A 20013-nucleotide genomic window follows, 5' to 3' on the forward strand; every position below is an offset into this window, starting at 1 on the left:
TCCATTCCGAACCCGGAAGCTAAGCCTCTCATCGCTGATAATACTGACCCTTACAGGGTTGGGAACGTAGGTCGCTGCCTAGTTGATCATTTTTCTTCTTTACTTATACAATCATTTAAATTCTTTTCTTGCTAAAAAACTCTTGATTATAGTGATTCTTTTTTCATACAATTTAATTATCAAATCATAGGAGTTTTTTATGTCAAAAGTCGTTCTTATCGCGGGTGCAACATCAGGTATGGGAGAGCTTAGCGCTAAGTTTTTATCCGATAACGGTTACATAGTTTATGCAGGTTCAAGAGATGCAACCGTTGCAGAGGGAAGTTCAAATCTAAAACATATATACATAGATGTTACAAATACGCAGTATAAAAGACGCTGTTGCAAAAATAATAAAAAATGAAGGCAAAATAGATGTTTTGGTAAATAATGCCGGTTTTGGGTTACTTGCTACTTTGGAAGAGGGAAGCGATGAGGAGATGTTTAAGCAGTTTGATGTAAATGTTTTCGGACTTATAAAAACCTCAAGAGAAGTTCTGCCGTATATGAGAGAAGCTAAGAGCGATGTCATCATAAATATCAGTTCATTTTTAGGTAAAAATGATAAAGAGCATGAGCGATGAAGAGTTTGAAGCAAAAATCAAAGAAACTTTCAGTCTGTAGCAGATGAAAATGCTGCTCTTTCATACTCTGCTTCTGGTTATCATCGTTGTTGGTGCTATGATAACTATCGCTTATTTTACACCTCCGAAAAAAGTTCCGAACTATAGCGATGCAGAGTTAAGGGAGTTGGCTATAAACAAGGGGCATAAAGCGATGCCCTCCTCCTTGGATGAACTTATATCCCTTGTGGATGATATCTCCAATCCGATGACGAAGGAGAAGATAACGCTTGGAGAAGAGCTTTTCTTCGATACAAATCTCTCAAAGAGCGGCAAAACAAGTTGCGCAACATGCCACTCTTTTGACAGAGACCTTAAAAATAGCGGCGCACTGCTAAAAATGCTCACGCAAAAAGAGCCAAAAACCAATGATTGCGCTTCATGCCATGATGAATCCCATCCGCAAAATGGCATAAAATTGTCCCGACATTTGAGGAGCGGGAAATAATAATCTGGACGACAAAACAAAACACAAAAGTTATACAGACTGTCATATGATAAATCTTAAAGATGATAAATTTGTACTTCTAAAGAGAACTTCAACCGATAGCGGAGTTGTAAAAATTATATAAAAGTTCACTATTTTTAGGCGCAGGACATTATATATCAAATCAAACGGCATGGCTGATTTTAGAGAATTATGGCTTGAAATTTAGGTAAAAGACAAAGACGGCGAACTCGAAAGCGACGGAAACATTGAGGACGGAAGCAGACTTTTTCAAAAAATGTTCGGCGATGAAAACTCTAAACTGTTGGGCTTTTATTTTGGAAGTATAAAACTCTTCTTAATGATACGAGAATACCAACAAGAGAGAGAAGAGCAAAAAGCTTGCACTAGACAAAGGAACAAAATATCCAGTTTGGGTAAGCGTGAAATTTAACTTTAAAATCTATCCACACTTAGTAGCCAGTGCCATAAGAAATGTCTTCCCTGCTCTTGGTAATCCGACTGCTGTCGAACTTGCAAGAGCAAAAAAGAAGTTTTAGTTTAGCACATTGTGCAAAACTTGAAGCAAAGAGCTACTAGTGCTTTTCTTTACCATGCTGCAACTCTTTTACAATCGCAGCTCTTAAAGCATCCAGCTCACTTTGAGGTATGTTATCTTTAGAACACGTAATATGCTCTTTGGCGATAGAAACCGTTGTCGAACGCATCGTACCATCAATGACTTTTTCAGCAATTAAAGCGTTTGATTTGAACTCAGTCATTCTCCAACCCTCTTTTTTTCCGGCTTTTCCTATTGCTTCCAAAGCACTTTTTGAATCAAGATGCCCGATATAAATTGCAGTTTTACATATACCTGCATCTTCATTCACGTGTGCCCCCATATTTGCATCGCTAGAGACACTGCTCTTTACACTACATCCCGTTGTTAACATTGCCGCTACTATAGAAATTGCAGCAACCGATATCACCTTATTCATAACCGCCTCCCTCAATTTTTGTTTTTATGAATTTTTTTCAAAATTAATTCTACATTAAAAAAAATTAATGAATCAATGATATAATAATAGAGATAAAACAAAATTTAAATTAAAAATAAAGAGTTGGAAAATGAGCATACAAGACTTGGTAATAGTTGGCGTAATGAGTGTTCCGATGTTGATGTTTTCTGTTTTTCCAGGGATTTGGCTTGGCGATTATCTCGAGAGCAAACACCAGATAGAAGAGCAATCCAAGCGCGCTGTTGTTATTTCTACGACACTGCTCTTTGCATTTACCCTCTCCAGTATGATTCACTTCTTTTAATACATTTTCCTTATATAAAGAAACACACTGCTTATTAATCCTAAAATTATGTAAATTTTGAGTGTGTTTCGTATTGTTACACAAATAATAAAACAAACCTTAATTTTTAAATTACCTAAAAAAATTGATATAAATCAACTGTTTTTAAACTAATTCAGACTAAACTTCTCTTGATTCTGAAAAATGTAATAAGAGAAGGGGAGATGCAATGGTTGATGAAGCTTTAATGTCACGTGACATTCTTGTGGATGATTTTTTAACAATATTTGTATCTTCTACGCTTGTGTTGGTATTTGGAGGATTCTATGTTGGTATATATACGGCTGTAAAAGTTAAACTTCTCAAGAAATGGGCTATGCCTTTTGGATACATTTTTTGGGTGTTAACTGCTTATTGTTTGTATCTGATGGGAAGTTTAATGCATGTAAATGAACTTACGGCTAAAGCTTTGGTAGTTGCTGCAATTGGATTGTTATTGCTTCCGCATGCAGTCTATTACATGCAAGATCATGTTCATGAAGAGAATGAACATTAATTTATATATATTGACCCATAATTTATAGGAGGGTATAGTGGCTAAAAGATCCGTATGGAGTGACAATCGCTTCTGGCAACGCACAGCAGCGTGGATTACAGGTTTTGCTTCAGTTCTACTTATTTGGTTGACATTTGATACAAGTGCTCAAATCTCAATGGGTACTGATGCAGACATACAAAATGGTGTAACTAAAAGGGTTCCGGCACCTACAGTTATTAATTACAAGGTTACTTACGAGTTCAACAAGAAGCGTCAGCATGAGATTCCGGTTATTGGTGGAATGAATGCAGAGGGAACTTCGGCTTTCCAAGAAAAAGAGAAATTTTTTGGTAGAGATGACTGGAGTGAAGCAGAAGCTGCTGAATTACTTCGTTTAGGTAAACTAGGTTCACAGGCTAAAAACTGTATGAACTGCCATACACTGCTTGGAAACGGTGCATACTATGCTCCGGACTTAACAAAAGCTTGGTTAGATCCGGCATGGGGACCTAATGGTTCAATGCAAGCTATGACAGGAAAAAGCACAAAAGAGGAAGCGATGGCTGAGTTCTTACAACATCCGTCTCAATATCCGACACATGCTCGTATGATGCCAAATCTTGGTATTACTGCTGAAGAAGCAAAAGGCTTGGTTGCTTTCCTAAAACACATGGCATCAATCGATTCAAATGGTTTCCCAAGAAACTTTGGAAAAATGCAAGGAGCGGTAAATGGCAAATAGTTATTTAAAATCTGAATCTAAAAAGTTAGCGACATGGTATTTTACTGTTGCAGCGATTCTTTTTGGTGCACAGTTGCTTTTTGGACTTGTTGCTGCGGCGCAGTATGTTATTCCGGGTTTCTTGTTTGAATTACTAGACTTCTCTGTATCAAGAATGCTACACATCAATGCACTTGTTGTATGGATGGTTTTTGCGATGTTTGGTTCTGTTTACTGGTTATTACCTGATGAGACTGGTATTGAAACTGTCGGTATCGGTATGGGTAAACTCCTTTTCTGGATATTTACTGCAGCTGTAACTGTTGTTGTTCTCGTATATCTCTTCATCCAAGTCGGACCTGCAGATGAGACAACTATCTGGTTCATTAACGAAGGTCGTGAGTATATCGAAGCACCACGTTGGGCTGACTTAGGTATTACTGTTGTTGCACTTGGTTTCGTTGCAAACCTTTTCATGACAGGTATGAAGGGTAACCGCTCTGGTATCGTTACTGTTCTTATGGCAGACATGATTGCTTTTGCTGGTTTATACTTAACAGGTATGTTCTACACTGACAACATCTCTATCGACCAATTCTGGTGGTGGTGGGTTATTCACCTTTGGGTTGAAGCTACTTGGGAAGTTTTCGTTGGTTCAATCGCTGCTTATGGTCTAATCACTATGATTGGTGCACACCGTAAAGTTGTTGAAATGTGGTTATGGATTGAAGTAACTATGTTGTTTGGTTCTGGTATCCTTGGTCTTGGTCACCACTACTTCTGGATCGGTACACCTGAGTATTGGTGGGAAATCGGTGCGTTGTTCTCAGCTCTTGAGCCACTTCCACTTGTTGCAATGTTTATCCACGTTCTTTATGACTGGGGAAAAATGCAAGGAGAAGAGGATGCGAAAGGTCAGGCTATTTCTGTTATCACAAACAAGCCGGCATTTACTTGGTTCGTTCTTAATGCATTTGGTAACTTCTTGGGTGCTGGTATCTGGGGATTCTTCCACACATTACCACAAGTAAACCTTTATACACACGGAACACAGTTCACATCTGCTCACGGACACTTAGCGTTCTTTGGAGCTTATGCAACTATTCTTGTGGGTATGATGTATATGGCTGTACAAGGCAAAAACGGTATCAAAATTCTTAACAACACAAGATCAACAATTTTTGCTACAAGCATGATTGTAGGCGGTGTTGTAGGTATGACTGTTGCGCTTACAATTGCAGGATACTCTGATGTTATCATCTCTCGTGCACAAATGGGTGCTACATGGGCAGGTTACTTTGATGCTCAAGCAACTACTTGGTTAACACAAGGTATGATTTGGAGACTTCTCATGGGTGTTATAACATTCGTAGGTTTCCTATTCTTAGCGAAAGATTTATTGACAACCGGTAAATCTGCTAATCACGTAAGATAAGGAGAATAAGATGAACGCAATGTTTGAACCATTTACAGATGTAGTGCCAAGTTTTTTTGGCACACTTGCACAAGGACCGTTAACACTAACGATTTTCTTGCATACTGTAATTGTACTTCCAATGATTTGGATTTACAAGCAAGAAAAAGCGCGTCTTGAGCAAGAGGGCAACTAAAAAAATCTAAAGTTCTCAGGGCCCACATCGGGCCTTGAGGTTTTAGTGTAGTTTCAGACGTAAAAGTCTGTATGTATATCTATTTTAGAAGGAGAAATAAAATGAGATTAAACAAATTAGCAATGTCAGTAGCAGCTATCGCGGTTGTTGCTTCAGGTTTAGCGGCAGATACATCTGCAATGGATGTTGAAAAAGTATTTGAGAAAGAGTGTCAAGGTTGTCACGGTCCTAACCACGAGGGTGGTGTTGGTTCTGACTTACGTCCAGCTGTAACAGCAAAGAAAAATGCTTATGAACTTGCTGCAACTATCCTAAACGGTAAAGCGGGAACTGCAATGCCTCCGTTTAAAGAGAAGTTCTCAAAAGCTGATGCTGATAAAATGGTTGACTATATCCAACACTTTAAAGGTAGAAAAATCAACCAACTTACACTTGATACTGTAAAAAGTGGTTGGAAAAAACTTAACGACAGAATGGAGTTCTTCAAAAAGTACCCAAATCCTGCTGATGTTAAGAAGAACACTGATATCTGTTTCGTAACTGAGCGTGATGCTGAGCGTGTTGCTTTCGTTGACGGTACAACGGGTAAAATTTTATCTAAGCACCCAGCTGGTTTTGCGGTTCACGTAACAGTTACAAACAAGCGTCAACCACGTTATGCTTACTCAATCTCTCGTTCAGGTTTAGTAACAATGTTCGACTTAAATACTCCGGGTCAACAAAAAATTGCTGAGTGTCAAGTTGGATCTGAGTCTCGCGGACTTGCAGTTTCTCCAGATGGTAAATACCTAATGGCTGGTAACTATACTCCGGGTGGTGCTATCCTTATGGATGCTATGACACTAGAGCCGTTAAAAGTTTACCCAACTTCAAGTGTTATCAAGCCTAACGGTGACATCGATTCATCTCGTGTTGCAGGTATTTTCGATACTCCATACGGTCCTTATATCGCATTTGCACTTAAAGACGGCGGACACGTTTATATCGTAGATTACTCTAAGCCAGGGTTCCCAATCGTTGGTGATATTCCAAACATCGGTGATATTCTTCACGATGGTTTCTTGAATGAAGGTAAAGAGATTGGTCGTTACCTATTCATCGCTTCTCAAGGAAGTGACGTAGTCGGTGTTGTTGACTTCAAAACTAAATCTTTAGTAACTAAAATCTATACAGGTCCAGCATCTAAGCCACACCCAGGTCAAGGTTCTTCTTGGTTCAATGAGACTCTAGGTAAGCAACTTGGTGCAACTGTTAACATGAACTTAGGTCAAGTAACAATCTGGGATGACCACTTCGATGTTATTCGTCATATCCCAACAGGCGGTGGCGGTCTATTCGTTGGTACATCTGAGCATACACCATTTATCTGGGCAGACAACGTTCTTGGATCAAGCAATGTTTGGAATCAAGTTCACTTAATCAACAAGCAAACTCTTGAGCTAGACAGAATCATCACTGTTGGTACAACAGAAGGTACTGTAACAGATCCTGTAACTCATAAAGTACTTTACAAGTGGAAAGTTCCAACTGTAAAAGATGCTAAGGGTGAAGCGGTAGTTCCTAGAATTCTTCACGCTGAGCCTGCAAACCACGGTCACTGGACTATGATTTCTGAGTGGAATGCTGGTCGTATCGGTATCTATGAAGCAAAAACTGGTAACTTTGTGAAGTACATCGAAGGACTTACAACTCCTACATTTACTTACTCTATCGAGCACAGACAAACTATTCCAGGTGCATAATGTACACCTTCTCTCCCTTTGGGGGAGAAAATCAACACTTCTTTACCCATGTATCCAAAACCATTTTTTTAGCCCGCATTTAAATAGTAAAAAATGATTTTATTGACATTTATAAGCCATTATTCAAGCTTAGTTTAGCTACAATAAAAACCAAATAACAACTTTGAAAAAAGAGAAATAATGTACCTAAAATTACTCATTGCACTGTTTTTTGTTTCGCATTTAAGCGCGCAAGAAGCTGCAGGAAAAAAAGTTTTTGAAACGTATTGTTGGGGTTGTCACCATCAAACCTCCGAAGCGTTTGGACCTCCGTTTACCCAAATCGCAAATAAAAGAACATTTGAAGAGATTCAAGCTTACATCATCGACCCTGAGTCAATGTACAAAGCATTTGGATACAAACGAACAGTTATGACAAAACTCAAACTAACAGATCAAGAGAGAGAAGAGATAGCGCGCTATGTTCTCTCCTATAAAGGCAAATAGATGTTTAGACTCTCCAACCTCATTCACTCCGTAGTTGAAAACAAACCGGAGAGAGTTCTTAATGGTTCTATAGCTATCTGGAACTTTACAAACCGTTGTAACCTCTCATGCCTGCATTGCTACTCAAAATCAACACTGGATGAGATTGATACACTTACCACTGCACAAATTAAAAAAACTATTTTAGAGATGAAAGAAAATGGGGTAAAATTTATTATTTTCTCCGGCGGTGAGCCACTTACAAGGAAAGACCTTTTTGAAATTGCAGACTTTTGTAAAGAAAACGGGATTATTACCTATCTATCAAGCAACGGTCTGTATTTTACATCAAGTAATGTAAAGAGAATTGTTGATACTTTCAACTATGTTGGCATCAGCATTGATGGTGATGAGCCGACACATGACCATTTCCGCGGTCTCAAAGGGGCATTTACCGAGACACTAAAAGCAGTGCGTCTAGCAAATGCACAAGGCGGTAAAGTCGGAATTCGCTTTACCATAACAAAAGAGACACTTGGCTCACTTGAGTATATCTTTGAGCTTGCAGAAAAAGAGAATATTTCAAAGATATACATTTCGCATCTTGTTTACTCCGGACGCGGATTGGACAACCTTAAGATGGATTTATCTAAGGAGCAGAGAAGAAAATCGGTTGAGTTTATCCTTGACAAGGCATTTGAATACTATGAAACAGGCAGAGATATAGAGATAGTTACCGGCAACATGGAGCAGGATGCAATTCTCTTTTTAAACAAATTTGGAGAAAAGTTTCCTAATCTTAAAGCAAAAATGAGAGAACGCCTCGTCTCATGGGGTGGCAACAGTGCAGGACGCAAACTCCTAAATATCAACAGTGAGGGCGATGTACGCCCTGACCCGTTTTTTCCCTTTACGGTTGGCAATATCATAAAGCAGGATTTTGGTACTATCTGGCAAAGCGGTGAGTTGTTAGACCAATTGCGCATCCACCCAAGAAAGCAGATAAGCGGTATCTGTGCATCATGTGAGCAGATAGATATTTGTAACGGCGGCTCAAGATCAAGAGCGTATGCTATCACCGGCGATTTATGGAGTGAAGACCCGTCATGTTATTTGACTCAAGAAGAGAGAAGGAAAAATTAATGCAAATCAAAAAACTTTTTATAGCTGCTTCTTTGGCAGCATCACTACTAAGCACGCTGCAAGCAAAAGGAGTGAATCCGGTACTTGCCGATTTGAGAGGAAACGAGAAAATCTTTGTTGTTGAAAGAGAGAGCAAGTCTCTTGCGGTGATAGAACAAGGCATGACAAAAGGTCATATTGATGGAATGCACGACATGAATCATGGCGTTGTGAAGTTTTATGAAAAAGACGGTTATGCAATCTCTCGTGATGGTTACATCATAAAATTCAACCCGGAAACGGAAAGAGTGCTCAAAGAGTATAAAACAAGCGACAGCGCTATCGGATTTACTGTCGAGAAGAACTATATCGCCGTTGCAAACTATGCAAAGAAGAGTGTTGATATTTTAGATAGGGATTTAAATCCTATCCGCTCTTTTGAGACCGGCTCCAAAAACGTCGGTATTAAAAAGTATAAAAATTATCTTATCTTTTCGCAGATGGATAACGACAAAATTACCGTTTTAAAAGACAAGAACAACGGCAAGGGGCTTCCTGAGTTTGAGATACATAAAGAGTTTGAAAATGTCGGCGTAATGCCTTTTGATGCGATGATTAAAAACAACAATTTTATCACCGGGTTTTTCAAAAGCAGCTATTTTGGTGTAGTTGACCTTGATACGATGACATACTCTAAGATAGATATTTTACTTGAAGATAGAAAGCCTGTTTTAAAAGTACCGCATTTTGGTTTTTGGAGCATCAGTGATGGAAATGTGTTTATACCGGCAGTCGGAAACAATAAGGTTTTAGTCTATACATCTGACTTTAAATTTGTTAAAAACATAGAAGTTGAAGGTTTGCCTGTATTTACGGCGCTTAGTCCTGACCAAAAATATATGGCGGTCACCTTTAGCGGTGAGAAGTTTCCTGTTGTTCAAATCATAGATACACAAACTCTTGAGGTTATCAAAAGATTTGAATTTGACGGAAAAGTGCTGCATGTGAGATGGTCTGATGTACGTCCTAACCTCTACGTTTCAGTAAATGATACAAATAAAATTTCAGTTATCAACACAAAAGAGTGGTATCTGGCTCGTGAGATGTTTGGTATCAACAAGCCATCAGGCGTATTTATCTATAAAGAGGCAAAATAATGGGCAAAGTCTATCTAACGGGAGCGGGTCCAGGAGATATAGAACTGCTCACACTTAAAGCACTTCGCGTTATCAAAGAGGCAGATGTTATCATTTATGACCGTCTTGCAAATCCGGACATCTTAGAAGAAGCAAAGAGCGGATGTGAGTTTGTGTATGTCGGCAAAGAAGATGGGAGACACATAGTTCCTCAAGATGATATCAATGAAGTTATCTACCAAAATGCACTTAAGCATGAAAATGTTGTCCGTCTCAAAGGCGGTGATCCTTTTGTTTTTGGACGTGGCGGAGAAGAAGCTCTTTACCTTCAAGAAAGAGGCATAGCATTTGAAGTTATTCCTGGGATTACATCTGCTATAAGTGCACCTGCTTATGCAGGCATTCCCGTAACGCACCGTGGAGTATCTGTGAGCTTTAGAGTGGTAACAGGGCATGAATCTCCAAACAAAAAAGAGTCTCAAATTCCTTGGGATACGTTTAAGACCGATGATACTATCGTCTTTTTGATGGGTCTGCATAATCTTCCAAAAATAGCAAAAAAGCTTATAGGCATCGGCAAACCGCTTGACTATCCATGTGCCGTCATCTCAAAAGGGACTACAAAAAACCAAAGCGTTGTTGTAGGCACACTTGAAAACATAGTCGCAAAAACACAGGATGTTCCAACTCCGGCACTTATCGTGGTAGGAAGAGTTGTAGAACTTAGAGACCAGTTGCAGTGGTTTGAGGGAAATGAGTAAGACGCTCGACACATCCAAAGCAATTGAAATTGCACCGAGTATATACTGGGTTGGTATGCATCTAAAAGGTGATCCTTTTCAGTGTCACCCGTATCTCATTAAAAACGGTAACGAATCCATCCTTATAGACCCAGGTTCTATGCTTGAGTTTGATGAAACTGTCAGAAAAATCAAAACGCTTATCCACATGAGCGATATCAGGTATATTATCCTCCATCATCAAGACCCTGATTTGGCAGCGGCCGTTCCTGAGATAGAAAAACTCATTAATAGAGATGATTTGCTTATAGTTACGCACTCAAGGATGTCGCTTCTTGTCAAACACTATCTTATAAAGTCAAGCTATTATGAAATCGACAGGCACGAAAACAGCCTTACAACTTCGACTGGTTTGAAGCTTGACTTTTTAACAACGCCATACTGCCACTCTCCCGGAGCATTTGTAAGTTATGAATCAAACTCTAAAGTGCTTTTTTCAGGCGATATTTTTGGGGGGATTGAGGAGTCTTGGGATTTTTATGCAGATGAGAGCTATTTTGCAAAAGCAAAACTTTTTCATCAAGAGTATATGCCAAGCAAAGATATCTTTAACTATGCACTCGGCAAAATCGAAAAACTTGATATTGAGCTTATCGCACCTCAACATGGCTCCATCATAGAGAAAAAGTATATCCCAAAACTTATAGAAGATATGAAAAATCTTGATTGCGGTCTCTATATTGAGCAAAAGTACAACCGTGAACTTCTCGACACTATACAAGAGCTACAAAGAAAAGAGGCAGAGTTACGGGAGCGAGATTTACTCCTTTTTGAACAGTCAAAGCGGGCAGAGATAGGCGAAATGATAGGTAACATCGCTCATCAATGGAGGCAACCACTTGCCATCATTAACACCTCTCTTGCAATCCTTCAAGAGAAAAACAGAGCAAATCTTCTTACCAAAGAGGAAATAGCGGATAAGCTTGAAAAGATGGAAAAACGTATTGCCTATCTATCTGAAACGATTGAAGATTTTATGAGCTACTATAGCCCCGGAAAAGAGAAGTCATGGTTCAGTATTGATGATGCCGTAAAAAAATCACTGGAGATTATCCATTTTAATGAAACGGTTGTCAAACTAGATACCCAGTTCAACAGTACAGTGAAAATTTTTGCTTTAATAAATGAATACGTGCAAGTTATCGTCTCTATCCTATCTAACATCAATGATTTGGTTAGAATAAAAAACCTGCCACAAACTACTATTAACATCACTGTACAAAAAATTGAAGAGTTTGCCACGCTTACCATAGAGGATAGTTGCGGCGGAATAGAAGATGAGAATTTAAGCAAAATATTTAACCCCTACTTTACAACAAAACATAAGTCAATGGGAACCGGTCTTGGACTACATATCGCAAAAATGATTATAGAGGACAATATGAAAGGTTTTTTAACTGTACAAAATATTTATAACGAAAAAAATGAGAAAGTTGGTGCAAAATTTACTATAAAGGTAAAAAATGAAGAGTGAAAAGATAAGAGATGTATCTGTTTTGCTGGCAGAGGATGAGGGCGAACTCAGAGAGATGCTTCAGGAGTATCTGCAACTTTTTTTTAACAGAGTTTATACGGCGGCATCCGGAGATGAAGCGTATGATATCTATAAGCAAAAAAAGCCAAATATCATTCTAACAGATATAAGCATGCCCAATCTTGATGGTTTAGAGATGATTGGCAAGATAAGAGAGAGCGACAAAGAGACCAAAATCATCGTAATGAGCGCACACTCTGAACAGGAAAAACTGCTTCTTGCTATCAAGCTTCATCTGGAATCTTATCTTATCAAGCCCATAAAAACAGATAAACTCAAGACAACTCTACTTGACATCGTTGCCCAAATCAGAGCGGAAGTTCATCGAACATATGTAACAGAGTCTATTTTTTGGGATTATGATACCAACACGCTTTGGGAAAATACAAAAGAGATTAAACTTAGAAAGATGGAAAATATGCTGCTTAAACTTCTCTTCTCTAAGCCAAACATGATAGCTTCCACAAAAGAGATTTTTGAGCATCTGCATAAAGAAAAAGGTGAAAAAGAGTTTTCTGTTCATGCGGTAACTTCTCTTATGAAAAGATTACGTACAAAACTCCCAGAGGGAGTTATCCATAATATCTATGGTTCAGGATATAAAATTATTCCGCTTTAATACTTCTGCAAGTCGTACTTTTTAAAGAGAAGTTCGGCTTCTTTGTTGCCGCTCTTTATAGCTTTTTGCGCCCACTCTTTTGCTTTTTTGAATTGCTCAAGCTCGCAATAGACCTGTGCAAGTATATAATAAACGCTCTCATCGCCTTTTGCCGCGCTTTTTTCAAACCATTGTGCAGCTTCATCAAATTTCAACAAGTGCATGTAAATATGCCCTATATTTTGCTGTGCGCCCTTATGTCCGCTGTTGGCAGCTTTTTCAAAAAGTTCCACTGTTTTTGAGATGTTGAGATCAACTCCATCACCTTTATAGTACATTTGCCCCAAGTTGTACTGTGCATCCGCATGATTTTGCTCGGATGCTTTTGTCAGAAATTCAAGTGCTTTTTTGCTGTCCTGCGTGACATTATTTCCATTGAGATAAAACATTCCCAAATCGTACTGTGCATTTACATTTGCGTTGTTTGCTGATTTTTCAAGCCACTCTATAGATTTTTTAATATCTTTTTGAGTCCCTAAGCCATTTGCATAAAGATAGCTAAGTGCGCTTTGCGCTTTTGCATCACCCTCTAATGCACTCTTTTGGTACAGTTCAAACGCCTTTTGATACTGCTGCGCCTTAAACGCTTTGAGTGCTTCATCCGTGTTGGCTTCTACTTGAAGTAGAAGAAAAAACATACCCACTATAAACTTAAACATCTGTATCCTTGAAAAATTGATGTGAAATTATACTTACCTTATCTCAAAAGAGGCTTTGACACTCAAGTCAACTTGGTCACGAACACACATAAAAACCATACAAGGCATCTTTATGCCATATTCACTTACCAAAATCATTGAGGTTGCATCCATTGTAACATTAGAGTTTACGGCAGTTATCTTTGCTTTTGCTTCCAGCTCTCTGCTTACTCCATGAAAATCAAGTTTTCCTTTAATGGTGTAGAGATTGTCTTGTACTTTTGTCACACTTGAGATGGTATAGGTTGCGAGTTTGTACTTAAGCGTATCTACCTCTTTGTACATGTGTTCATCTCTATCGCTTTTGTCACTCTTAAAAAGCGACATCTCTACCCAAAACTTTCCCTGCATAGTCGTAATATCGCCGTTTTGCATGGTAATAGCGGCTTGCAGAGCGTTGTTGAACGGGTCAATCGTTTTATCCATCAGCATCTCCGTGTGAGCCGCAACAGAGCCGTTTTTGAGATGCAACTCAGCTCCAAAAAGCCCAAGGCTTAACAACGCTAATAACAATATCTTTTTCATTTTTTTCCTTTAATGTAGTAATTTTGAGAGTGCCAGCATAAGTCCGGCACCAGAAGCAATCCAACCGACAAACACCATCATAAACGATAGCTTAGCTATATTTTGCTCTTTGCTAAGTACCGTGAACACGACCACATTATAGTACGAGATAGTAAAAGGATAGAGCATAGAGAGCATAAAACTAGCCTCAAGATAGGAAAGTGTGTAACTTCCAAAAAACAGAAGCGCAATAAAGAGATGTTTTTTAAGCTTTGAAGCTTTGATAACGTATGCCGCAACCAACCCCAAGAGATGAAACGCAATAATGGTAAAAGTGCAGTTTGACCATATATTTATATTTTCATGCCTAGAGAGCGTTTCAAAAAGATTTGAGTCCAAAAATATCCAGAGCATCAAAGGAAGATAGGCGGCGAACGGGTATGAGTGCTCTTTTGCGTCCAGTGCAACTTTATAGCCTCTAAGTACAAAAGCACTAACAAGAGCGACAGCACTAAGAGATGCGGCTATTGCTATTCTATTGTGCACATCAGACGTAAAGAGAAATGTTCCCACACTGTAAGCTATAGCAAGCGCAAAGAGCAGCTCTTTTTGCTGTTTTGCTTTAAAAAGGTAGATGCCAAGCGGAGCCATAACACCCACCGCCAGCCCCAAAAGCATGAGAGTAAAAAAAGTGTAGTTTGGATATAAAAAAGAGAGTCCAAGTTGTAAAGAGAGCGCGATAAGTATTTTGTGAATGGGATTTTGGATACTACCCCAAGCAACACCGCCTAAAATAGTTCCGGCAACACCGCCTATAAACATCGGAAAAAGTGTTATCAAATCAGAGTTATAGTGTGCAGCAATACCTGTTTGAACAATCAGGAGATAGTAACTTAACTCAAATCCAAGCAGAAGCGAGAGGGCAAAAGAGTGTATTATCATAGGCGGCTTCTAAACATAAGATACAGCAGGGCATACAAGATATCATAAAACCCTACAAGCAGACCAAGAGCGTCTATCGTCCCCAAATAAAAGAGAGATAAAAAAATCGTTCCCGTAATCAGACGAGCCAAAGATGTCATATAAGCCAAAAAGTGCGGCTCTTTGGTTACTCCGACAAGATGCAAGATACCGACAAAACCCATAAAACCAAAGACAAGATAGTAGTACGGAGTAAATTCAAACCCTAAAAACTCAAATAGCAATGGAGCAGATAAAAAGAGTATGAACGCTCCTAAACCATCTGATGCAAATCCGCTCAGATGGTATAGCTGCAAAAGAGACAATTTTGTTTTGTCCATCTTTAGTGCTGCATAATAAACCAAACCTATGACTGCGACAATCCCGCCAAGAAGGCGAATCCACCACATGGAAATGACATCAATATTTGCAAATCCCGCCTCACTAAAGCCTGCAAGCGAGAGCGAAACAAAGATAATCGCTATGACATAGAGCCAAAAGCGCATAAAACTTTGCGGCAGTTTATAAAAATACTTCAAAACGCTTAAGGACATAAAGAATATACCAAGCCCGATAGCCACATGTGCATGAGCGACTATCAAATCGTTTCTATGAAAAGGCCAGCGGATTTCAGGGATAAAGAGTATGTTCCCTTGAATCATTACAAATAAAAATGCCCAGATAGATACGACTAGATAAGGTGTAGATTTTAAAGTTATATTTGCATCCCTGCACCACTTTATAAGCAGCGGCGCATAAGCAAAAGTAAGCCATTGATACACCCACTCCTCAGCGTATGAGAGTTCGCCTCTAAATATTCTGGTTGCAACGGAGAGCGCATATCCGACAAGCGGAATAACCCAAAAAAGATGCCATTTGGGAGTAAAACTCTCTTTTGCATGGAGTTTTATCATAAGGTAAAAAAGAGGAATAAGAGTAAAACTCATCCCCAAAGTGTTGTCTCCGTGAGGACCGATAAGAGTTTTTTCAACCTGCCCATAAGTTGGGTTCATCAAAACCAAAAGTGCCAAAGGTGCGATAAAAAGGAGTGTTTTGGAGACCTTTACCCAAAGCGGTGTAGCCTTATATTGTTTTATAGTTTTAAAAATAGCAACTATATAAAAAATGCCAGAAGCAGCAAGTACAAAATTTAACTCGTACGCAAAATCATAAAACGGCAATCCTCTTTGAGCGCCTAAAAATATTGAGACGGTTGCCATAAATAAAAAGAGATGCCATAGCAAAAAATAGTTTTTAAGCGGCTCTACAGCATCACCCAAATCCAACCCTTCTTTTGCAAAAAGTGCAAACGGAAGCAGCGAGAGAGCGAGCATGATGGGACCGTAAAGCATCAAAGTTATATGAAGCGAACGGGTTGTTGATGGATTTAGCAAAGTTTCGTTTAAAAACTCCACTCCCAAAAGTTGCGCTGCAAAAATAACGCCCACCAAGAGAGAACCTAAAAATATAAAAGCCCATATAGGCACAATCCGTTCTATCAATCTATAAAATTTGTCCATCTTTTAACCTAATAATTTTAGTTGCATAATTTTGTATCTGCATATCATGGGAAGCTACAACCACCGTAGTTCCTTTTTTTTGCGCATCTTGAAGAAGTTCGTAAACGATTGTAGAGTTTTTTGAGTCCAAACTGCCAGTAGGCTCATCCGCAAAGATGATTTTGGGTTCATTTACAAGTGCGCGGGCAACTGCAACCCTCTGTCTTTGCCCACCAGAAATCTCATTTGGGTAGCGAGAGGAGAGTTCCAAAATGCCAAGTTCATCAAGTATCTTGTTTATATTTTGTTTTTTATCATCCATTGCAGCGAGCGCGATATTTTCATATACGCTAAGATAGTTTATGAGATAGTGAAACTGAAAAACAAAGCCTATTTTGCTTTGGCGAAAATAGTCCATATCTTTCATGCTCTCCACAGCTTTTCCATCAAGCAAAAGTTCTCCGCTTGATGGTTTTAAGAGCGTTGAGAGTATAGAGAGAAGTGTTGATTTTCCGCTTCCGCTCTCTCCGCTTAAAAAGAGAAACTCACCGCTTTTAACTTCAAACGAGAGATTAAATAACACTTGTTCACTGCCGTAAAAATGTGAAATATTTGATGCTTGTATCATGCGCATCCTTGATTTATAAGAAGTATCGGGTCTGTTTTGGAAGCTATCCAAGCCGGAAAGAGTGAGCCTAAGAGTGCCATAAATAGTGTTGAAACCAAAACATAAAGGGCAGTTGCGAGTGATAGCGTACCGTTTACATACCCTTGAAGCATCTCTATATGAGGTAAAAGCGCCAAAATCCCAAGACTAAGGATAAGCGCAAAAAGATATGCCGAAAGGCTCATGGCAAGCGTTTCAAAAAAGAGATTTTTTATGATAAAAAATCGGCTCTTTCCAAGCGCACGCATAATGCCAAACTCCTCTTTGCGGGAGTTTACTATCATGCTCATAACAGAAGCAATCCCCATCAACCCCATTGCAAAAGCCAAAAAAGAGATAACAAAAGAGGAGTTTTCGATGATTTTAAACTGGTTGTACTCTTTGATGAAATTCTGTGTTGTTTTTACCTCTATTTCGCTCTCTAAGTTAGAAATCTTTTGAACAATCCCGTCTATTTCGTTTGGCGAGCTTGACGAAACCAAAATGAAAGAAGCAGAGCGGTTAAAAAGCCTGCCAGCATCTGTTATGTTCATAACGACACCGCCTTCTTCAAAACCTATTTCACTGCGGTAAACACCTGAAATTTCAAAATTTTTGTTTGCGATATTTATACTTTTTGTCTTAAACTGCTTTGAGAGATTTTCACCTAAAATCACTTCACCCTCTTTAGGGTAATCCCCGCTTGAGAGTTTGTAGTGCGAAAAATGGTTAGCAGTCGTTCCGTAAATGCCCGCAATCGGGATATGTCCGATGGGAGAAGCACCGACTATCATGGCATAACTTGAACTTACATGTTCGAGTTTATCTATTTTATCCATCAAAGAAATATCTACATTTGAAAAAAAAGTATCCGAAATCCCTTTTTGTGTGATGATGATATCTCCGTCCGTTTTAATCATCTTTGAGTACATCCCTATAACGCCCTGTGAAACGGAGCTGATGAGAAAAATCGCCATGACCGCAATTGTAATAGATGAAAATATCAACAGACTTTTAAATGGATTTTTGCAAATGGCTTTAAATGCTATCATTTTTCAATCGCCGCTTTGAGTTCATCTTTTGTAGCAGCGTAGCGAATCTCTTTGATTTTTGCATTTTCTACAAAAAGGAGTGTAACCATATCTTCTTTGGCGGGAACGACCGTATCAAACCCTTCGCTGTAGTTTATGTGGATGGGATGTTTATATTTTTTGAGTTTTGGGATGGCAAACATAGTGGTGATAACAGATGGCATTTTGCTGATATCTGCGATAAAAACCGCTTGATGCTCACTAAGGTATGCTGTATCTTGGCTTTGAAGGTACGAGTTAACAAGCGCACCCGTCTCTTTTTCAAAAGAGGCGATGACAATCTTGACATCTTTTGGGATTTTAACCACCCCATCATTTGGGGTTTTATATACAAAATCACTAAGCCTCGCACTCGGAGAATCAACATGTAAAAAATCGGCATTTAAAGCCGAAAAACAGAGCGAGAAAAATAAAAACAATCTACACATAACAAATCCCTGTGCCCAGATTTTGACAAAATCAGGGTTAAAATAAAAATTTATTATGCGCTCTCTTTACTAATTAATCGTTAACACTGCTATTTCTCTGGGTGCTTTATATCTGATTTGTACTCCCCAGTACCCTATGCCGTTATTGACATAAAGCGTTGTTTTGTTGTGTTTATATACTCCGCTAAAGTAGGGCTGTGCCAACTTGACAAGCAGTGAAAACGGGTAAATCTGTCCACCGTGCGTATGTCCGCTCAACTGCAAATCTACACGGCTCTCTCCAATAAGACTCACATCTTTTGGCTGATGTGCAAGAAGGATAGTCGGCAACTCAGGATGCAATGATGCAAAGAGCTTCTTTGTATCTCTGTTAATTCCGCGCATAAAACTGTATCTATCGCCAAGTCCTGCCAGCTGAAGTTTTACTCCTTGTATATCAAGATGCACTATTGTGTTATCCAGAAGCTCCACACCGCTCTCTTGCATGATTATTTGGAGGTTTTTTGCACCGTAAACTATGTCATGATTACCCGTTACATAGTAGGATTTTGCTCTTAAACTCCTAAAACTCTCCAGCTGCTTTTGCACTTTATGCGCTGCACTTTGTAAAATATCTCCGCTAAAGAGAACAAGGTCGGGGTTTATTTGGTTGATTTGCTCTACCATCTCTTCAAGATGATGCAGATTTACTTTTGGCGTAATATGCAAATCGGAGAGCTGCACTATTTTAAGAGAGGATGGAAAATCATCTAATGTAAGCGTAATATTTTTAAACGGGAGGTTGTTCCACCCTTTTTCTAGCGACATCTTAACATCCTTATTTCAAAAATGTATGGTATTATTATTTTAACAAACAAAAAAGGTGTCTGTGATGCAATATTTCAAGTTGATTGTTGGTTTAGTTCTTTTTAGTCTGGTTTTTAGCGGTTTTTGGTCCGGAAAAAGCCCTAGAGAAGTGAAAGAAGAGAGTCGTCAAGAGAGAGTTGAACGCATCAAAACAAGCAATGAAACACTCCAGCTTCTCTACAAGTATGCGCCAGAGGCAAGGGAGATGATTCTTCGTTCCTACGGATATGCAACTTTTAGTAACATAGGGGTAAATCTTGTTCTTTTCTCTGCTGAGGGCGGAAAAGGGATGGCACACAACAACAGGACGGGAGTTAACACCTATATGAACATGGCGTCTGGCGGCGTTGGATTTGGGCTTGGTGTCAAAGATTTTAGAGCAGTTTTTCTCTTTGAAAACAAAAAAGCGTATGACACTTTTGTAAATGCAGGGTGGGAAGCAAATGCACAGGCAGATGCCGCCGCAAAATATGAACAGAGCGGGGGTGCTATCAATGCGGCTGAGACCGTTGCACCGGGAATCAGGCTCTACAAACTTACACAAAACGGTTTAGCACTTCAAGCGACGATTCAGGGAACAAAATACTGGAAAGATGAAGAGTTAAATAAACGCTAATTTTAACT

Annotated in this window: 25 protein-coding genes; 16 read left to right on the forward strand and 9 right to left on the reverse strand. The window is 39.1% G+C overall.

The genetic code is table 11. The annotated features are described in order from the left end of the window. The first annotated feature begins 199 nt into the window (after positions 1-199). Genes PHY84_RS10485 through PHY84_RS10495 form a run of 3 tightly spaced genes read left to right on the forward strand, consistent with a single transcriptional unit; the run spans position 200 to position 1110 of the window. Positions 200-403, forward strand: a complete 204-nt coding sequence (locus tag PHY84_RS10485) for a hypothetical protein (RefSeq protein ID WP_299859573.1) — start codon at positions 200-202, stop codon at positions 401-403. Between the two features lie 16 nt (positions 404-419). Beyond that, entirely contained in the window at positions 420-623 is a 204-nt protein-coding gene (locus PHY84_RS10490) for an SDR family NAD(P)-dependent oxidoreductase (RefSeq protein WP_299859575.1), read from the forward strand. 49 nt (positions 624-672) lie between these two features. After that, positions 673-1110, forward strand: coding sequence for a cytochrome c peroxidase (locus PHY84_RS10495; protein ID WP_299859577.1), 438 nt, complete (start codon positions 673-675; stop codon positions 1108-1110). A gap of 575 nt (positions 1111-1685) precedes the next feature. On the opposite strand, the gene PHY84_RS10500 is transcribed toward PHY84_RS10495, so the two are convergent. Beyond that, positions 1686-2087: a hypothetical protein gene (locus PHY84_RS10500; RefSeq protein ID WP_299859579.1), complete on the reverse strand. Its 402-nt coding sequence runs from the start codon at positions 2085-2087 to the stop codon at positions 1686-1688. Between the two features lie 130 nt (positions 2088-2217). Here PHY84_RS10500 and PHY84_RS10505 point away from each other — a divergent pair, with 130 nt between their 5' ends. From PHY84_RS10505 to PHY84_RS10560, 12 genes are all read left to right on the forward strand, one after another. Further along, entirely contained in the window at positions 2218-2412 is a 195-nt protein-coding gene (locus PHY84_RS10505; protein WP_299859582.1) for a hypothetical protein, read from the forward strand. 208 nt (positions 2413-2620) lie between these two features. Beyond that, positions 2621-2947, forward strand: a complete 327-nt coding sequence (locus PHY84_RS10510) for a hypothetical protein (RefSeq protein WP_299859584.1) — start codon at positions 2621-2623, stop codon at positions 2945-2947. Positions 2948-2984: 37 nt separating this feature from the next. Further along, entirely contained in the window at positions 2985-3671 is a 687-nt protein-coding gene (locus PHY84_RS10515) for a c-type cytochrome (protein ID WP_299859586.1), read from the forward strand. Further along, positions 3661-5085: a cbb3-type cytochrome c oxidase subunit I gene (locus PHY84_RS10520; protein WP_299859588.1), complete on the forward strand. Its 1425-nt coding sequence runs from the start codon at positions 3661-3663 to the stop codon at positions 5083-5085. Before PHY84_RS10515 ends, PHY84_RS10520 begins: the two co-directional genes overlap by 11 nt. A gap of 10 nt (positions 5086-5095) precedes the next feature. Continuing rightward, on the forward strand, positions 5096-5260 hold the full coding sequence (locus PHY84_RS10525) for a hypothetical protein (RefSeq protein ID WP_299859590.1): 165 nt from the start codon (positions 5096-5098) through the stop codon (positions 5258-5260). A 101-nt stretch (positions 5261-5361) separates the two neighbouring features. Then, positions 5362-7002, forward strand: a complete 1641-nt coding sequence (locus PHY84_RS10530) for a nitrite reductase (RefSeq protein ID WP_299859592.1) — start codon at positions 5362-5364, stop codon at positions 7000-7002. Positions 7003-7182: 180 nt separating this feature from the next. Beyond that, entirely contained in the window at positions 7183-7488 is a 306-nt protein-coding gene (locus tag PHY84_RS10535; protein ID WP_299859594.1) for a cytochrome c, read from the forward strand. Then, positions 7489-8610 (forward strand): radical SAM protein, encoded by a 1122-nt coding sequence (locus PHY84_RS10540; protein ID WP_299859596.1) that lies wholly within the window; start codon positions 7489-7491, stop codon positions 8608-8610. It begins immediately after the preceding gene. After that, positions 8610-9746, forward strand: coding sequence for a cytochrome D1 domain-containing protein (locus tag PHY84_RS10545; protein ID WP_299859597.1), 1137 nt, complete (start codon positions 8610-8612; stop codon positions 9744-9746). Before PHY84_RS10540 ends, PHY84_RS10545 begins: the two co-directional genes overlap by 1 nt. Then, the gene (gene cobA, locus PHY84_RS10550) at positions 9746-10486 is read left to right on the forward strand and encodes a uroporphyrinogen-III C-methyltransferase (protein ID WP_299859599.1); all 741 of its coding nucleotides are present in this window, start codon (positions 9746-9748) and stop codon (positions 10484-10486) included. Before PHY84_RS10545 ends, cobA begins: the two co-directional genes overlap by 1 nt. After that, on the forward strand, positions 10479-11999 hold the full coding sequence (locus PHY84_RS10555; protein WP_299859601.1) for an ATP-binding protein: 1521 nt from the start codon (positions 10479-10481) through the stop codon (positions 11997-11999). The genes cobA and PHY84_RS10555 overlap by 8 nt, the downstream gene beginning before the upstream one ends. Beyond that, entirely contained in the window at positions 11989-12678 is a 690-nt protein-coding gene (locus tag PHY84_RS10560) for a response regulator (protein WP_299859603.1), read from the forward strand. The genes PHY84_RS10555 and PHY84_RS10560 overlap by 11 nt, the downstream gene beginning before the upstream one ends. Here PHY84_RS10560 and PHY84_RS10565 read toward each other — a convergent pair. From PHY84_RS10565 to PHY84_RS10600, 8 genes are all read right to left on the reverse strand, one after another. Beyond that, a complete protein-coding gene (locus PHY84_RS10565) occupies positions 12675-13376 on the reverse strand; it encodes a tetratricopeptide repeat protein (RefSeq protein ID WP_299859606.1) in 702 nt (233 codons plus the stop codon). The two genes, PHY84_RS10560 and PHY84_RS10565, sit on opposite strands and share 4 nt — an antisense overlap. 33 nt (positions 13377-13409) lie before the next feature. Continuing rightward, positions 13410-13940, reverse strand: coding sequence for a YceI family protein (locus PHY84_RS10570; RefSeq protein ID WP_299859608.1), 531 nt, complete (start codon positions 13938-13940; stop codon positions 13410-13412). Positions 13941-13949: 9 nt separating this feature from the next. Further along, a complete protein-coding gene (locus PHY84_RS10575) occupies positions 13950-14861 on the reverse strand; it encodes a hypothetical protein (protein WP_299859610.1) in 912 nt (303 codons plus the stop codon). Next, positions 14858-16399, reverse strand: a complete 1542-nt coding sequence (locus PHY84_RS10580) for a hypothetical protein (RefSeq protein WP_299859612.1) — start codon at positions 16397-16399, stop codon at positions 14858-14860. Before PHY84_RS10580 ends, PHY84_RS10575 begins: the two co-directional genes overlap by 4 nt. After that, on the reverse strand, positions 16383-17006 hold the full coding sequence (locus PHY84_RS10585; RefSeq protein ID WP_299859614.1) for an ABC transporter ATP-binding protein: 624 nt from the start codon (positions 17004-17006) through the stop codon (positions 16383-16385). Before PHY84_RS10585 ends, PHY84_RS10580 begins: the two co-directional genes overlap by 17 nt. After that, positions 17003-18076, reverse strand: a complete 1074-nt coding sequence (locus PHY84_RS10590) for an ABC transporter permease (protein ID WP_299859616.1) — start codon at positions 18074-18076, stop codon at positions 17003-17005. Before PHY84_RS10590 ends, PHY84_RS10585 begins: the two co-directional genes overlap by 4 nt. After that, on the reverse strand, positions 18073-18543 hold the full coding sequence (locus tag PHY84_RS10595; protein ID WP_299859618.1) for a hypothetical protein: 471 nt from the start codon (positions 18541-18543) through the stop codon (positions 18073-18075). The genes PHY84_RS10590 and PHY84_RS10595 overlap by 4 nt, the downstream gene beginning before the upstream one ends. 69 nt (positions 18544-18612) lie before the next feature. Next, complete coding sequence (locus tag PHY84_RS10600) at positions 18613-19350, reverse strand: metallophosphoesterase (RefSeq protein ID WP_299859620.1); 738 nt, start codon at positions 19348-19350, stop codon at positions 18613-18615. Between the two features lie 64 nt (positions 19351-19414). On the opposite strand from PHY84_RS10600, the gene PHY84_RS10605 reads away from it, so the two are divergent. Further along, on the forward strand, positions 19415-20005 hold the full coding sequence (locus tag PHY84_RS10605) for a hypothetical protein (RefSeq protein WP_299859624.1): 591 nt from the start codon (positions 19415-19417) through the stop codon (positions 20003-20005). Positions 20006-20013: the final 8 nt, after the last annotated feature.

It is taken from the genome of Sulfurimonas sp., from assembly GCF_028694605.1.
Classification (GTDB): Bacteria; Campylobacterota; Campylobacteria; order Campylobacterales; family Sulfurimonadaceae; genus Sulfurimonas.

Coding starts and splice junctions, on each gene's coding strand:
- PHY84_RS10560 (WP_299859603.1), top strand. CDS start 11,989: ATGAAGAGTGAAAAGATAAGAGATGTATCTGTTTTGCTGGCAGAGGAT.
- PHY84_RS10485 (WP_299859573.1), top strand. CDS start 200: ATGTCAAAAGTCGTTCTTATCGCGGGTGCAACATCAGGTATGGGAGAG.
- PHY84_RS10570 (WP_299859608.1), bottom strand. CDS start 13,940: ATGAAAAAGATATTGTTATTAGCGTTGTTAAGCCTTGGGCTTTTTGGA.
- PHY84_RS10585 (WP_299859614.1), bottom strand. CDS start 17,006: ATGATACAAGCATCAAATATTTCACATTTTTACGGCAGTGAACAAGTG.
- PHY84_RS10525 (WP_299859590.1), top strand. CDS start 5,096: ATGAACGCAATGTTTGAACCATTTACAGATGTAGTGCCAAGTTTTTTT.
- PHY84_RS10510 (WP_299859584.1), top strand. CDS start 2,621: ATGGTTGATGAAGCTTTAATGTCACGTGACATTCTTGTGGATGATTTT.
- PHY84_RS10605 (WP_299859624.1), top strand. CDS start 19,415: ATGCAATATTTCAAGTTGATTGTTGGTTTAGTTCTTTTTAGTCTGGTT.
- PHY84_RS10495 (WP_299859577.1), top strand. CDS start 673: ATGCTGCTCTTTCATACTCTGCTTCTGGTTATCATCGTTGTTGGTGCT.
- PHY84_RS10590 (WP_299859616.1), bottom strand. CDS start 18,076: ATGATAGCATTTAAAGCCATTTGCAAAAATCCATTTAAAAGTCTGTTG.
- PHY84_RS10595 (WP_299859618.1), bottom strand. CDS start 18,543: ATGTGTAGATTGTTTTTATTTTTCTCGCTCTGTTTTTCGGCTTTAAAT.
- PHY84_RS10530 (WP_299859592.1), top strand. CDS start 5,362: ATGAGATTAAACAAATTAGCAATGTCAGTAGCAGCTATCGCGGTTGTT.
- PHY84_RS10540 (WP_299859596.1), top strand. CDS start 7,489: ATGTTTAGACTCTCCAACCTCATTCACTCCGTAGTTGAAAACAAACCG.
- PHY84_RS10600 (WP_299859620.1), bottom strand. CDS start 19,350: ATGTCGCTAGAAAAAGGGTGGAACAACCTCCCGTTTAAAAATATTACG.
- PHY84_RS10520 (WP_299859588.1), top strand. CDS start 3,661: ATGGCAAATAGTTATTTAAAATCTGAATCTAAAAAGTTAGCGACATGG.
- cobA (WP_299859599.1), top strand. CDS start 9,746: ATGGGCAAAGTCTATCTAACGGGAGCGGGTCCAGGAGATATAGAACTG.
- PHY84_RS10575 (WP_299859610.1), bottom strand. CDS start 14,861: ATGATAATACACTCTTTTGCCCTCTCGCTTCTGCTTGGATTTGAGTTA.
- PHY84_RS10545 (WP_299859597.1), top strand. CDS start 8,610: ATGCAAATCAAAAAACTTTTTATAGCTGCTTCTTTGGCAGCATCACTA.
- PHY84_RS10555 (WP_299859601.1), top strand. CDS start 10,479: ATGAGTAAGACGCTCGACACATCCAAAGCAATTGAAATTGCACCGAGT.
- PHY84_RS10505 (WP_299859582.1), top strand. CDS start 2,218: ATGAGCATACAAGACTTGGTAATAGTTGGCGTAATGAGTGTTCCGATG.
- PHY84_RS10500 (WP_299859579.1), bottom strand. CDS start 2,087: ATGAATAAGGTGATATCGGTTGCTGCAATTTCTATAGTAGCGGCAATG.
- PHY84_RS10535 (WP_299859594.1), top strand. CDS start 7,183: ATGTACCTAAAATTACTCATTGCACTGTTTTTTGTTTCGCATTTAAGC.
- PHY84_RS10565 (WP_299859606.1), bottom strand. CDS start 13,376: ATGTTTAAGTTTATAGTGGGTATGTTTTTTCTTCTACTTCAAGTAGAA.
- PHY84_RS10580 (WP_299859612.1), bottom strand. CDS start 16,399: ATGGACAAATTTTATAGATTGATAGAACGGATTGTGCCTATATGGGCT.